This window comes from Chryseobacterium sp. CFS2, from assembly GCF_036543225.1.
GTDB classification, from domain to species: Bacteria; Bacteroidota; Bacteroidia; order Flavobacteriales; family Weeksellaceae; genus Chryseobacterium; species Chryseobacterium culicis_A.
Window position 1 is genome coordinate 19,773 of the sequence record NZ_JAZHQU010000015.1, and the last position, 14,537, is coordinate 34,309.

At 36.5% G+C, this 14,537-nt stretch carries 11 protein-coding genes; 1 reads left to right on the forward strand and 10 read right to left on the reverse strand.

Going from position 1 to position 14,537, the window contains the following annotated elements; all coding sequences use genetic code 11:
• The first annotated feature begins 34 nt into the window (after positions 1-34).
• Complete coding sequence (locus ODR02_RS23160; RefSeq protein ID WP_209785723.1) at positions 35-2,533, forward strand: DUF7619 domain-containing protein; 2,499 nt, start codon at positions 35-37, stop codon at positions 2,531-2,533.
• A gap of 82 nt (positions 2,534-2,615) precedes the next feature.
• Here the strand turns inward: ODR02_RS23160 and ODR02_RS23165 are convergent, their stop codons facing one another.
• From ODR02_RS23165 to ODR02_RS23205, 10 genes are all read right to left on the reverse strand, one after another.
• Positions 2,616-3,074: a hypothetical protein gene (locus ODR02_RS23165; protein WP_209785724.1), complete on the reverse strand. Its 459-nt coding sequence runs from the start codon at positions 3,072-3,074 to the stop codon at positions 2,616-2,618.
• Positions 3,075-3,109: 35 nt separating this feature from the next.
• Positions 3,110-3,613 carry a hypothetical protein gene (locus tag ODR02_RS23170; RefSeq protein WP_331835788.1) on the reverse strand — a complete coding sequence of 168 codons (504 nt, stop codon included), beginning with the start codon at positions 3,611-3,613 and terminating at the stop codon, positions 3,110-3,112.
• Between the two features lie 48 nt (positions 3,614-3,661).
• Positions 3,662-5,377: an ATP-binding protein gene (locus ODR02_RS23175; protein WP_209785728.1), complete on the reverse strand. Its 1,716-nt coding sequence runs from the start codon at positions 5,375-5,377 to the stop codon at positions 3,662-3,664.
• 6 nt (positions 5,378-5,383) lie between these two features.
• A complete protein-coding gene (locus ODR02_RS23180; RefSeq protein ID WP_309513680.1) occupies positions 5,384-6,493 on the reverse strand; it encodes a sensor protein KdpD in 1,110 nt (369 codons plus the stop codon).
• 57 nt (positions 6,494-6,550) lie between these two features.
• Complete coding sequence (locus ODR02_RS23185) at positions 6,551-7,636, reverse strand: porin (RefSeq protein WP_309513681.1); 1,086 nt, start codon at positions 7,634-7,636, stop codon at positions 6,551-6,553.
• 66 nt (positions 7,637-7,702) lie between these two features.
• Positions 7,703-8,260: a potassium-transporting ATPase subunit KdpC gene (gene kdpC / locus ODR02_RS23190; protein WP_309513682.1), complete on the reverse strand. Its 558-nt coding sequence runs from the start codon at positions 8,258-8,260 to the stop codon at positions 7,703-7,705.
• 10 nt (positions 8,261-8,270) lie between these two features.
• Positions 8,271-10,310, reverse strand: coding sequence for a potassium-transporting ATPase subunit KdpB (kdpB, locus tag ODR02_RS23195; protein ID WP_309513683.1), 2,040 nt, complete (start codon positions 10,308-10,310; stop codon positions 8,271-8,273).
• Positions 10,311-10,484: 174 nt separating this feature from the next.
• Positions 10,485-12,179, reverse strand: a complete 1,695-nt coding sequence (kdpA, locus tag ODR02_RS23200; RefSeq protein ID WP_309513684.1) for a potassium-transporting ATPase subunit KdpA — start codon at positions 12,177-12,179, stop codon at positions 10,485-10,487.
• Positions 12,180-12,185: 6 nt separating this feature from the next.
• A complete protein-coding gene (locus ODR02_RS23625) occupies positions 12,186-12,263 on the reverse strand; it encodes a potassium-transporting ATPase subunit F (protein ID WP_077415921.1) in 78 nt (25 codons plus the stop codon).
• A 353-nt stretch (positions 12,264-12,616) separates the two neighbouring features.
• On the reverse strand, positions 12,617-13,939 hold the full coding sequence (locus ODR02_RS23205; RefSeq protein WP_209785734.1) for a sigma-54-dependent transcriptional regulator: 1,323 nt from the start codon (positions 13,937-13,939) through the stop codon (positions 12,617-12,619).
• Positions 13,940-14,537 lie beyond the last annotated feature (598 nt).

A 14,537-nucleotide genomic window follows, 5' to 3' on the forward strand; every position in this document is an offset into this window, starting at 1 on the left:
CAAATCACAACAAATAACCATTAACTAATAATACATGAAAAAAATCTACCTCATCATTTCTATGATGATTTTTGCGATGTTTCAGGCACAAAATGTGAATATCCCTGATCCGGCTTTCAAAAACTTTTTATTAGCGGCTGATTACAGCAATGGCTATGCAAAAGATCAGTATGGAAGCAGTATTCCCGTTGATACCAATAATGACGGTATTATACAGCAAAGTGAAGCTAATAATATTGTAAAGCTGTCTGATCTTTATTATGGAAACAGAGTATATATTCAGTCTATCGAAGGGATTAAAAGCTTTACTAATTTAACAGATCTGTATCTATTCGGGACTTCTGTATCTGCGGTTGACGTAAGTACGATGACTAATCTCATTGCTTTAGCAATTAACTATAATTCACAATTAACTTCTCTGAATATTGCAGGTTGTACATCTTTAGCAACGATGTCTTCCGAGCATAATAATATTACGGGCTACAACCTGCAGAGCAATTCATTAAAAAGTCTGCTCATTAATAATTTGAATTCTGCTCAGCCTATCAATGCCATTAATGTAAGTCTTTGTCCTAATTTGAAATCTTTGGAGATCAATAAAACTAATGTTCAATCATTAGATTTTAGTAATATGAGTAATCTGGAATGGCTTCAAATCAGAAACAGCTCTTCAACCAATAATATAAATTTGACCGGTTGTACGAATTTGAATAATCTGGGAATTTATAGCTGCAATGCTTTAACAACACTTCAGTTACATAATTTACAAAATTTAGATACGGTATATCTTTCACAAAGTCCGATTTCCACCTTATCTCTGGTCGGTACAACGAACATAGAATCTCTCGGGTTACAGTCTACAGGTTTAACAGCTATAGATCTTTCTATTTTCCCGGCTTTAAGACAGTTTAGTACTTTAAATAATAGTCTTACAACACTGGATTTAAGTATGAATCCTTTATTGGAAAATATAACGATCTATGACAATGCACTTCTGAAAAATATTAACCTGAAAAGCGGAGGAACTGTATTGAACGTCACATCTTGGTTTCATATTAATAATAACAATCCTAATCTTAAATATATCTGTTGTGACAATGATGATTTAGCACCGATTAGTAATTATCTATCTTCGAACTTTCTCAATACTATAAACTTAAATTCTTATTGCTCATTCACACCGGGTGGTACTTATTATAAAGTTAATGGTACTACAAAATATGATATTAACAACAATGGCTGTGATCCCAATGATGTTAACAAATCTTTTCAAAAATTTTCGATTACGAGCGGCTCTGCTTCCGGAAACATGATCGCTGATTCGTCAGGAAATTATTCTATTCCTTTACAGGCAGGAACTCATACGATTACCCCGATTTTAGAGAACCCGACCTATTGGACGATATCTCCAAGTACTTTGACAGTAAACTTTCCGGCACAAATAAGCCCATTGACTCAAAATTTCTGTTTAATGGGCAACGGAACGCACAATGATCTTGAAGTCTTAATCATCCCTGTTACAGCTGCTATTCCGGGATTTGACACAAAATATAAAATTGTTTACAAAAACAAAGGAACAGTTACCCAATCAGGAAATATTGTTTTCAATTTCGATGATAACCTTATGAATTTCCTGAATGCAACAGTTTCTCCCAATACACAATCTACAGGCATTTTAACATGGAATTTCACCAATCTTCTTCCTTCAGAGTTGAAAGAGATCACGGTAGTTTTAAAACTAAATACCCCAACACAAACTCCACCTTTACATGGTGACGATATTCTACATTACACGGCACAGATCAATGGTGCAACTGATGAAACACCTGCTGACAATAGCTTTACTTTAAACCAAACGGTTGTTAACTCTTTTGATCCCAATGATAAAACCTGTCTGGAAGGAACTTCTATCACCCAAATTCAGGTGGGAGATTATGTGCATTACCTGATCCGATTTGAAAATACAGGAACAGCCAATGCAAAGAATATTGTGGTGAAAGATGAAATCGACATTACTAAATTTGATATTTCTTCCCTGGTAGCGTTAAACGGAAGTCATAATTTTGTTACAAGAATTACCAATCCGAATACCGTAGAATTCATCTTTGAAAACATCCAACTGCCTTTTGATGATGCCAATAATGACGGATATATTTCATTTAAGATTAAAACAAAATCTACCTTAAATATTGGGAACAGCTTCAGCAATACAGCTAAAATCTATTTTGATTACAACCATCCGATTATTACCAATACTTATACGACAAGCGTTCAAAATATATTGGCAACAGCAGAAACCCATAAGGAAAACACCAGTATTTCGATTTATCCTAACCCTGTAAGGGATATTTTAAATATTCAATCTAAAAATGAAATTGTAAAAGCTGAAATCTATGATACAGCTGGAAGAATTATCCGTTCATTAAGCGTAATAGGAAACTCAATCCCTGTTTCAGAACTTTCCAAAGGAAATTATATTCTAAAAGCTTTCACGAAAGAGAATGTAATTGTACAGAAGTTTATTAAAGAGTAGACTTGTAAATGTTATAAAAAAGGGCTGCGAAAATTATTCGCAGCCTTTTTATGTTTTTCGAATCTGTCTCAAAATTCATATTTTACTTAAAAACAATAATAGTATAGGGAGAACTTTCTCCTGTCTTTGGCAGAATCAGCCTGATATGTTCTTTATCCTTGTAGTAATCTACATATGGTTCTTTGGTAATGATTTTTCCTCTCTCAGTTGGTTTATATCCGTCGGCTAAAATCAGTGTAAGGTACTGATCATATTCTTTCTTTGTTTTAAACTCAAATTCAATTCTGTCTTCTGACTTTTCTTCAGCATATTCAAATTTCCCAATTTTTGAGGTATAATCGGGGGCTTCATATTCGGTTAAAGCGAAACCAAGCCCTTCAGTTCTGTCATAAAACTTGAACTTTTGCTGTTTCATTTCCTTTTTAAACTCATCCATGCTAAGCTTATTGAAACCTTTAAACTGTTCTAATGTGAAGGTCTGAGCAGAAATCTGAATACTCAATACAACTGAAAATAATATAAATCCTAAGGTTTTTCTCATTTCAATTTTTATCGTAAATATAAAGAATAGGATTGTCAGTTTTGTAATCTCCAGTCATGAAGGACAAGGGTAATAATAACGTCGTTCCATAACTCAAAGCCTATTAACTTCGGTTTTACCGGAAGAATTGAGGTTTCAACCCATTGGCTTTTTCCTACAGTATACATCATTGCATCATATAAGAGATTTTTATCAAAGGGATTACTTACCTGAAGCATCATTCCTTTATGTTTTCTATTTTCAACATCCTGTGAAAACTCTATTTCTATGGTCTTTGACGGGTTTACATTCTTTTTAACCACCTTCATAGATCCCAGTTTTCCGTTTTTAACCTCTGCTTCAATAAATAAGTGTTCACCAGGATAAATTTGCAGAGTATTTTCCTTAACAAAATAAGGAGATTTTTTGACTTCCTGCTGGTAATACCTCACAGAATCAACCGGAAGTTTTAAAGTAAAATTTTCACGAAATTCTTGTTGACCATAACAAAAGTTAGCGATTATAAATCCAAAAAAGAAAGCAATAGTTTTGATATTCACCGTTATAAGTTCTTTAAATTCTATGACACTAAAATATAACAATAATCCTTATGAAACCGGCAGTCTGAAGTAAAAAGTACTTCCATTATTCAGAGAACTCTTCACTCCTATTTCTCCGTGTTGTTTCTCAATGAAGTTTTTTGAAATGGCCAAACCTAAGCCTGTTCCATTCTGATGTTCTCCGGGAACCTGAAAATAGCGGTCAAAGATCTGGCGGTGGTATTTTTCATCAATCCCGCTTCCGGTATCAATAATACTGAACTGAATCAATGAATTCAGTTTTTCTACCACGATCTTAATATTTTCATCCTGGAAAGAATGCTTTACGGCATTGGTTAGAAAGTTATTCATCACCCAGACTGTTTTATCAAAATCTGCTGTCACAGCATCACTATCTTCCAGCAGATATTCTGTACTGATGGAGATATTTTTCTGTTCGGCAAGCTTTTCAACATTTTTAACAGCGGTCTGTACAATGTCTTTAGGAGAGCATTTTTCCACAGTAAGTCTGATATTTCCGGATTCTACCTGGGAAAGATTAAGCAGCTCACCTGTAATATCCAGTAAACGCTGTCCATCTTCATTAATGCTTTTCAACAATTCCTGCTGTTGTTCGTTCAGTTCCCCAAATTTCTGATTTCCCAGAAGCTGTACGCCCATTTTTATTGCTGAAATTGGAGTTTTTAATTCATGGGAAATCGTTGCAATGAAGTTCGTTTTAGCGAAATCCAATTCTTTAAAAGGGGTAATATTTCTCAGCAAAATTACCTTTCCAATATATTTTTTTTCCTTTTCGCCGGTTTTAACAATATTGATGGGGATAACATCCTGTTCAAAATAGTTTTCTTTATTATCACGGACAATCTTGATAGGATCTTTTACCGGATGGTCTATATTTTTCAGCAGTTCACGTATCAGATCATTGTTGATGGCTACTTCATGGGCAGTTTTTCCAATAATTTCTTCCTTGTGAAGGTTCGTAATCTTCAAAGCTTCATCATTGATCATGTAGATAAAATGATTTTCATCCAGGCCAATCACCGCATCATGCATATTGTTAACCAATGTTTCGATCCGTTTTTTATCCATCAGTTGTTTAGAAAGTGTACTGCTTTCGTACTCCTGAAGTTTCTCCGCCATACTGTTGAATGATTCTGCCAGGCTGTTGAATTCCTCACTTCCTTTAAAATGAACTCTTTCACTATAATTTTTATCAGCAATTTGTTTGATACTGAAGGTTAACTGATTGATTGGCTCTGCAATCGTTTGTGGTAAATTGAAAAGCAAAATAAAAGCAATCAGAAAGCACACCGTTCCTAAACTTACAATCCAGAAAGTGGCATTTTCTGCCGTAATGATCGCGATATCACTCTTTCGTTCTATCCCTTTCATATTTAAAGACATAATCTTGGCCAGATCTTCACGGATGAGTTTCTCTTTATGAATATCAGGAGCTTTCAGGTAGCTGTTGAAATGAAGATTCAGATTCTGAGTGGCTTCTTTTTCTCCGAATTCAGTAAGATTTTTTTCCTGAAGTTTATTATTTTTCTGAAAATCTGCTACCGCAACGGTACTGTCTGTACTGATATTATCCAGTGCCAGAAGCATATTTTTGGAAAACTCCAGACTGTTGTAATTGGCAGTAAGGATCTTTTCAGTATCGGATTTTAATTTATTAATATATACAGAACCTATCACTGAAAGCAGAACGATCAGCAGAAATAAAAGGCCAACGCCTAAGGTAAGTTTCGTTTTAAGTTTCATTATTTTTTAAGATAAAATAATAATATCTATCTGTCTCTCATTCAATCTGTTCATCAGAGTATAGATCCAGCTGTACCCCAACATCCGCTGCCAGAAACTGGCATGAGGCTTCCCAATGCAGACCGTTGTGATATTATGAGCAATCACATATTCCAGAATTCCGTTATGAACACTGCTTTCTTTGATCCGGACTACTTTTGCCCCTAATTCCTGTGCTAAATTAAAATTATTAATTAAATACCGCTGTTTATCGAGTGCAATTTTTTCCGGATTTTCAGAAGGTTTCTGAACGTACAAAACAGTCCATGGACTGTTATAGTAACTGGCTAATCTCGCTGTTTTCCTGATAATTGTTTTGGCAATTCTCTCATTGCTGCTGATACAGGCAAGAAATTTTATGGGTTTAAAATTTTCAGTTTTAATCTCAGTTTCTACCTTCCTTTCCACATGGGTAGCCACTTCTTTTAAAGCCAGCTCACGAAGCTGGAGAATATGTCCGCTTTGGAAGAAATTGCTGAGCGCAGTCTGAATTTTTTCCTTTTTGTAAATCTTTCCTTCTTTTAAACGGGTCAGCAGTTCATCAGCGGTAAGGTCTATATTCACCACTTCATCGGCGAGTGCCAGTATTTTATCCGGAACCCTCTCTGCTACTTCTACTCCTGTAATTTTCTTTACCTCTTCATTCAGACTTTCAATGTGCTGGATATTCATGGCACTGATGACATTGATCCCGTTATCCAGGATTTCCAGTACATCCTGCCATCTTTTTTTATTTTTAGAACCTTCTACATTGGTATGAGCCAGCTCGTCAACCAAAACGACTTCAGGATGTTCATTAATGATAGCCTGAAGATCCATTTCTTCAAGATTCTTTCCTTTATAAAAAACCGATTTTCTTTCAATTTGAGGAAGCCCCTCTACCAGAGCTTCGGTTTCTTCACGGCCATGGGTTTCAATATACCCAATCTTTACATCAATGCCATTTCGCAAAAGAGAATGTGCTTCCTGAAGCATACGGAAACTCTTTCCTACACCTGCACTCATCCCGATATAAATTTTGAATTTTCCTTTACGGGATTTCTGGATAAGTTCTAAAAAATCTTTTGCTGATGACATTGATTTTATTCTTTTTAATTTTACTTTAAACACCTTTAATCGTGGTTAAACTGATTTCTAAAACCAGACTGCAAGGCTTGTTGTAATGAAGAAATTTCCTTTTTTAAATTCATCATTTTTTGCAAAAATGGCATCTTTAGCAGTAAAACCTCTTGCCTCTGTACGGAAAACCACGTTTTTAAAGATCGCATAATCTACGTTGAGAGAATATCCAAAGGACTGAAATCCATTTGGAGTTCCGGTGTTGATAATAACTCCATTTTTATCATTGTAATATTCTAATCTTCCAGCCAGTGCCCATTTGTTGTCAAACTGGTATTTCATGAGAATATTCGGGCTGTACCAGATGTTATACTGCTCGCTTCCTTTTGATTTCTGCTCCGCTCCGATATCAAATCCCAACACCGCAGAAAATTGTTCTGTCAGCTGGAAACTTCCATACAAATCATGGAAATAGCGCATTCTTTTATCATCCTTTGCTTTATCATTCCCGATGAACGAGCTGCTGTTCAGCGTGATTTTTTCACTTGGTTTATAAGTCACCTGATGTCCGAAAGAAATACTTTGGTTTCCTTCCGGTTTAGCGATACGTTGCCAGCCATTCAGGACTAATCCGCTTAAAAACCATTTCCCGTTATCTGAGGTATAAGAAATTTTAGCACCTGTTTCAAAATAAGGAGAATTTTCTGCGGCAAAACTTCTGGTCAGATTGATATTATCCTTTCCTATAGCACTTTCCCAGCCAATATGAGAAGGCATGATCCCTGCATCAATCCATAAATTTTTATTTTTCGAGATTTTGATCCCTACATTGGCTTCGTTTACATAGCGCAGTGCATTTTGTTCAGCAGCCATATTATCCTGGGCATAAGTTCCAGCCATTAAAGCTACATTGGCACGGAGATTTTCACTCTGATAGTTGGCTTTAACCAATCCCAGATTGAGGTTCATTTCATTATGCCTGTTATAGGAATATAAAAAGTTTTGACGCATATGATTACCCGGCTCATTAAAATCGTAGGTATAAAAGAGTTCTGCATAAGCGGAAAATGTAACTTTATTATCTGTTTTCAATGAATCTGATGACTGTGCTTTTGTTAAAAACAATCCTAATAGTGCACTTATAGCTAGATATTTTTTCACTTTTATTGTAAGGTATGTGAATCATGTCAAGATTTAAAACCTTGACATGATTGATTATTAAATTTATTATTTTAATTGATCCAAAGCAATATTAAGCTTCAGAACATTTACTTTTGATGGCCCGAAAAGTCCTAACAATGGCTTCTCAGTTTGAGTATTAATTAAATTTTTGATCTGCTCTTCAGAAAGGCTTCTCACTTTTGCAATTCTCTTTGCCTGATACAAAGCTCCTTCTTCAGAAATATCAGGATCCAGACCGCTTCCACTTGCTGTCACCAGTTCTACAGGAACTTTTACACCTCCCATTTCAGGATTGTTCATTTTCAAAGTGTCAATTCTTTTTTGTACCGTTTCCAGATATTCTTCATTGCTTGGACCTTTGTTGCTTCCTCCACTTCCTGCAGCATTATAATTGACTGAGGAAGGTCGGCCATGAAAGTAATTTTCAGATTTAAATTCCTGTCCGATATTGGCATAAAACTTCTGCCCTTTATCATACACAATTTCTCCGTTTCCTTTGTTGGGAAGTATTTTAGAACCTCCGTATACAACAGCCAGATAAATACCTGTAACCACCAACATTACAAGAGTTAATCTCAATGCTGAAACAATATGATTTTTCATTTTTTTAATTTTAATAGAATAAACTGATTACCAGATCAATGATTTTGATCCCAATAAACGGAACAATTACTCCGCCCAGACCGTAGATCAAAAGGTTTCTTCTCAATAAGGCACTTGCACCAATTGGTTTATAAGCCACGCCTTTCAACGCCAGCGGAATCAAAAACGGAATGATGATCGCATTGAAGATAACAGCCGATAATATGGCGGTTTCCGGACTGTGAAGGTTCATAATATTAAGCTTCTGAAGCGAAGGAATAAAAGTGATAAAGAGCGCAGGAATAATGGCAAAATATTTTGCAACGTCGTTTGCAATACTGAAAGTCGTCAAGGTTCCTCTTGTCATCAGCAGCTGCTTCCCGATTTGCACAATTTCGATCAGCTTTGTCGGGTCATTATCAAGGTCTACCATGTTTCCGGCTTCTTTCGCTGCCTGTGTTCCGCTGTTCATTGCTACGCCTACATCGGCCTGTGCCAGTGCCGGCGCATCATTGGTACCGTCACCCATCATGGCTACCAGCTTACCTTCCTGCTGTTCTTTTTTGATGTAATTCATTTTATCTTCAGGCTTGGCTTCGGCAATAAAGTCATCTACTCCGGCTTTTTCTGCGATAAATTTGGCAGTCAGGGGATTATCTCCGGTTACCATTACCGTTTTCACGCCCATTTTTCTCAGTCTCTGGAAACGCTCCTGAATTCCTGTTTTGATGATATCCTGAAGTTCAATAACGCCCCATACTTTTTCATTAACAGCAACTACAAGAGGAGTTCCGCCATTTTCAGAAATTTTGGTTACTGCGTCCTGGGTTTCCTGAGGGAAGATATTCCCGGCTTTTTCAGTCAGTTTTTTTATGGTATCATAAGCTCCTTTACGGATTCTTGTTTCTTCAAAATCGATCCCTGAAGTTCTGGTCTCTGCTGTAAAATCAATATAAGTAGGATTAGGAACCAACAAGTCTTCAGATTTCAAAGCGCTCAGTTCAATGATTGATTTTCCTTCCGGTGTTTCATCAGCTACAGAACTTAATGCCGAAGCTTTAATGAAATCTTCAAGCTGAATTCCATTAGCTGGATGGAATTGGGTTGCCTTACGGTTTCCAATAGTGATTGTTCCGGTTTTATCCAGCAACAGAACGTCAATATCTCCTGCTGTTTCTACAGCTTTACCACTTTTGGTAATCACATTCGCTCTCAGTGCTCTGTCCATCCCCGCAATCCCGATTGCAGAAAGCAGACCTCCGATTGTTGTCGGAATAAGACAAACGAAAAGAGATATAAATGCCGCTATGGTAATCGGAGTCTGCGCGTAGTCTGCAAAAGGCTTTAAAGTGAGGGTAACAATAATAAATGTAAGCGTAAATCCTGCTAAAAGTATAGTTAATGCGATTTCGTTGGGTGTTTTCTGTCTTGATGCTCCTTCTACAAGGGCAATCATTTTATCTAAGAAGGATTCTCCGGGTCTTGTTGTCACTTTTACTTTAATTCTGTCTGAAAGTACTTTTGTACCACCTGTTACAGAGCTTTTATCTCCTCCGGCTTCACGGATTACAGGAGCACTTTCTCCGGTAATTGCAGATTCATCAATGGTAGCCAGACCTTCAATGATCTCACCATCCATTGGGATCTGATCTCCGGCTTCACAAAGGAAAATATCCCCTAATTTCATCTCAGCAGACATTTTCAGCATTGTTTCTACCTGAAATCCGGGTTTGTTATCAACCACAAATTTGGCTGGAGTTTCTTCCCTTGTTTTTCTTAGGGTATCCGCCTGTGCTTTTCCTCTTGCCTCTGCAATAGCTTCTGCAAAATTGGCAAACAGAACCGTGAAAAATAAAATAATAAATACTAAAAAGTTATAGGAAAAGCTTCCCTGGCTTTTATCACCAGTAAGGCTGAACATGCTCACGATAAACATGACAACTGTTCCGACTTCCACCAGGAACATTACTGGATTTTTAAACATAATTTTCGGATTCAGCTTTACGAAAGACTGTTTGATCGCTTCGTTTACCAAATCTCTTTGAAACAATGTTTGTGACTGATTTTTCATTTTTTTGAAAGAGTTTATATCATTGTAAATCAATAATCACCATCAAGGTCTGCCAAATAATAAGGATAGATATGGATAATATTAAGTGAACGTTTCAGTAAGTGTCAGACTAGCTTCCTCAAACTTTAGCTTCCTTAATGGTTGAATATTGATTGTAATTTTTAATGTTCACATTTATTTTGAGAAATACTGGATCTGCTCTGCGATAGGTCCTAATGTCAATGCAGGAAAGAAAGATAGTGCTGCAATCAGTAGAATCACTGCCAGTGTCATAAATCCGAAAGTAGCTGTATCTGTTTTTAGGGTTCCGGAACTTTCAGGGATGTATTTCTTCTGTGCCAATAGTCCTGCAATCGCTACCGGTCCAATAATCGGAATGAATCTGGATAGTAACAGTACAATTCCCGTTGAAATATTCCACCAAGGTGTATTATCTCCAAGTCCTTCGAATCCTGATCCGTTATTGGCTGCTGAAGAAGTAAATTCGTACAGCATTTCACTAAAACCATGGAAGCCAGGATTGTTCAGTGTTTTTGCTCCAAACTCAGGTAAGTAAGCTGTTAAAGCTGTTCCTGCAAGAATTAAGAAAGGATGGAATAAAGCCACAATCATCGCGATCTTCATCTCTTTGGCTTCAATCTTTTTACCCATAAATTCAGGAGTCCTTCCTACCATCAGACCACTGATGAATACTGCCAGAATAATAAAGATGAAATAGTTCAGAATCCCGACTCCACAGCCTCCGTAGAAACAGTTGATCATCATCGCAAGCAGCTCATTCATCCCTGAAAGCGGCATTGTACTGTCATGCATAGAATTCACAGATCCTGTGGAAATAACTGTAGTTGCAATACTCCAATAACCAGATGAAGCACTTCCGAAGCGTATTTCTTTGCCTTCCATTGCTCCCAGACTGTTGTCTGTTCCCATTTGTGTAATCAGAGGATTTCCTCCTGTTTCATTCACAACATTCGGAATGGTAAGCGCCAGGAAACCGACAGTCATTACAGTAAAAATCACCCATGAAAGTTTTCTTTTTTTCAGATAAAAACCAAGGGCAAATACCAATGCAAAAGGAATGATCATCTGAGTAACCATCTCTGTCATATTGGTGATATAATTAGGGTTTTCAAGCGGATGTGCCGAGTTTGCTCCGAAAAATCCACCTCCATTGGTTCCCAAATGCTTGATCGCAACAAATGCGGATACAGGACCTCTGGAAACATCAGCTTTCTGACCTTCCAGTGTTATGATGTGATCTTTCCCTTCGAAAGTCATCGGGCTTCCGTTGATGGAAAGAATTAAAGCAACAATTACACTTATTGGAACCAAGATTCTGATCATTGATTTTGTGAAAAAATCATAGAAATTCCCTAATTCTGTGCTTGTTTTTTCTTTAAAAGCTTTGAAAAGAACCGCCATTGCCGCCATTCCTGTTGCTGCCGTTACAAACTGTAAAAACATCAGATAAAGCTGGCTCAGATAGCTTACTCCTGTTTCTCCTGAATAGTGCTGTAAATTACAGTTAACTAAGAATGAAATGGTAGTATTAAAAGCCAGATCGGGCGACATATTCGGGTTTCCATCTGGATTTAAAGGAAGCCAGGCCTGATTCATTAAGAGAAGAAAACCAATGATGAACCAGATCAGATTAATGGCCAGCATGGCGTACATATTCTGTTTCCAATTCATCTGACGGGTAGGATTAATACCCGATATTTTATAAATTAACTTTTCAACAGGTTCAAAAACCGGATCAAGAAAAGTTTTTTTGTATCCATAAACATTAGCTATGTATTTACCTAAAAATATTCCTATAACTAACGTGACAGCAAACATTGCTATAATGCCTAAAATTTCTGTATTCATGACCAATTAAAATTTTTCAGGTTTAATTAAAACATAACAGATATACACAAAGGCAAGTATTGAGAGGAAAAATAAACTCCACATAATTTATATTCTATCAAAAAATTCAACTGATTTATATAAAAGCCAAAACAATACTGCGAAAAGCAGAATTAAACTTATAAGCATCATATCTTAATCATTAGGGTTAAAAGAGTCAGTAATACATACGATACAATCAGCAGACTAAAAGTTGAATGCTCCCGTTTTTTAAACGTTTTTCTTGAAATTGTCATTTTTAAATATTTTATTCAGAGACTATATGCCAAAAGAAAGTCCACTTTAAAATAAAAACATTTAAACAATTGAAATAAAAACACTTACAACAAAAACACAACATCTGCTAAAACAAAAAAGCCTATCAAAATGATAGGCTCTTTATTAAAATGATAAAAGATTTATTTTAATCCGTATTCTTCCAGTTTACGGTATAATGTGGCAATACCAATCTCAAGTAGACGGGCTGCTTCTGCTTTGTTCCCTTTTGTATACTGCAGAACTTTCTGTATATGTATTTTTTCCAGTGATCTGATACTTAAAGAATCACTTTCTTTAGTATTTTTTTCAGAATAATGAGGAAGACTTTCTGCATCCAGAATATTGTTATCCATTAAAATCAAACTCCGTTCTACAGCGTTTCTCAACTCACGGATATTCCCTTTCCAATCATTTTTCTCTAAAGCTTTATAATAATCCGGATCAACCTGAACAGAAGACAGGTGAAGTTTATGTGAAAAAATATCAACAAAGTTCTTCGCAAGTGCCTTCAGATCTTCTTTTCTGTCTCTTAAAGCCGGAAGAGTGATCTCAAAGACGTTCAGTCTGAAATAAAGGTCTTCTCTAAAATTACCCTGCTTTATTTCACCTTCCAGATCCCTGTTGGTAGCTGCAATTAATCTAAAATCGGATCTTGAAACTTTTGTTTCCCCCATTTTGATGAATTCCTTGGTTTCCAAAACTCTGAGTAACTTCGCCTGAAGTTCTATAGGCATTTCACCAATTTCATCCAAAAACAAAGTCCCTCCGTTAGCTTCTTCAATCAATCCTTTTTTATCCTTTATCGCCCCTGTAAAAGCCCCCTGTTTGTGGCCAAAGAGCTCACTTTCAAGAATCTCTTTACTAAATGCAGAGCAATTGATGGCCACAAAACTATTCTTCTTTCTGTCACTGCCTTCATGAATAGCACTCGCAAAAACCTCTTTACCAGTCCCTGTTTCTCCTGTAAGAAGAACTGCTGCATCCGTTAGAGCCACTTTTTCTGCCAGTTTTTTAGCTTGTAAAATTAAAGGTGACTTACCAATAATCTGGTCAAAACCTTTCGTTACAATCTGCTGAACCATCCTTGACTTGTTGTCTTTTACCTTGTCAAGAGCCTTATACACCAATGGAATTATTTTCTCATTATCATCACCCTTCACCAGATAGTCATAGGCTCCATTCTTCATAGCTTGCACTGCATCAGTAATATTACCGAATGCTGTCATCAGGATAATTTCCAGCTGAGGATATTTGGCTTTAATAGACTTAACCAGCTCTACCCCAAAAGCATCAGGAAGGCGCACATCGCTCAGAACAACATCAAATTCATACTGCTCCAGCATCGTCATAGCAGAACGTGCAGTAGAAGCTTCTTTTACATTAAAATTTTCTTGGGAAAGGATCATTCCTAGGAGTTTAAGGAGCTTGATCTCATCATCGATGATCAGAATATTTCCTGACATTATAATTATTTTTGGAAAACTCCTACAAACTTATTGAATTTATTCCAGTAAAACTCGTTTATACAGGGAAATAGTTTGGTAAATAACAACAAGATATTTCAAGGAGCTGTATCCCGCTATTCATTCATACTCCTCACGCCTGCACGCTCCCACGCTCAGATCCACCCACTCGCCAATCCAAGCTGCGGGGTAACCATTGCTATCGGGGCTAGGAGGACATTAATGATGAATGATAAGTGATGAATGATGAGTTTAGAGTTTCGGGATTCGGGATCCGCGTTATACTTTATGAGGTTGAGATTATGAATAGTAGTTTTATCCTATTCAATAGAAACGGGTTATAATCCTGAGCCTAAACGAAGGGAGTCCGTTCTATTTAAAATTTCTTTCTATAGGCTTTAGCCAAAACTTATTGTTTGGTAAGACATCCGTTGAGGAAAATGATATAATACAATCCCGGATTGTTTAGACTCCTACGGAGTGACAATATTGTTGTGTAGAGATGAGTAATGAGTAATAATAGGTAACTAGTAATGATAGCATACGTTGGATATTACTCATTACTGATTGCTGATTACTTATTATTGATGAGTCTGGG

Bases quoted from the DNA above. Each gene is read 5' to 3' on its own strand.
- ODR02_RS23165 (WP_209785724.1), bottom strand. From the start codon at position 3,074: ATGAGAAAAACCTTAGGATTTATATTATTTTCAGTTGTATTGAGTATT.
- kdpC (WP_309513682.1), bottom strand. From the start codon at position 8,260: ATGAAAAATCATATTGTTTCAGCATTGAGATTAACTCTTGTAATGTTG.
- kdpB (WP_309513683.1), bottom strand. From the start codon at position 10,310: ATGAAAAATCAGTCACAAACATTGTTTCAAAGAGATTTGGTAAACGAA.
- ODR02_RS23175 (WP_209785728.1), bottom strand. From the start codon at position 5,377: ATGAAACTTAAAACGAAACTTACCTTAGGCGTTGGCCTTTTATTTCTG.
- ODR02_RS23625 (WP_077415921.1), bottom strand. From the start codon at position 12,263: ATGTGGAGTTTATTTTTCCTCTCAATACTTGCCTTTGTGTATATCTGT.
- ODR02_RS23205 (WP_209785734.1), bottom strand. From the start codon at position 13,939: ATGTCAGGAAATATTCTGATCATCGATGATGAGATCAAGCTCCTTAAA.
- kdpA (WP_309513684.1), bottom strand. From the start codon at position 12,179: ATGAATACAGAAATTTTAGGCATTATAGCAATGTTTGCTGTCACGTTA.
- ODR02_RS23160 (WP_209785723.1), top strand. From the start codon at position 35: ATGAAAAAAATCTACCTCATCATTTCTATGATGATTTTTGCGATGTTT.
- ODR02_RS23180 (WP_309513680.1), bottom strand. From the start codon at position 6,493: ATGTCATCAGCAAAAGATTTTTTAGAACTTATCCAGAAATCCCGTAAA.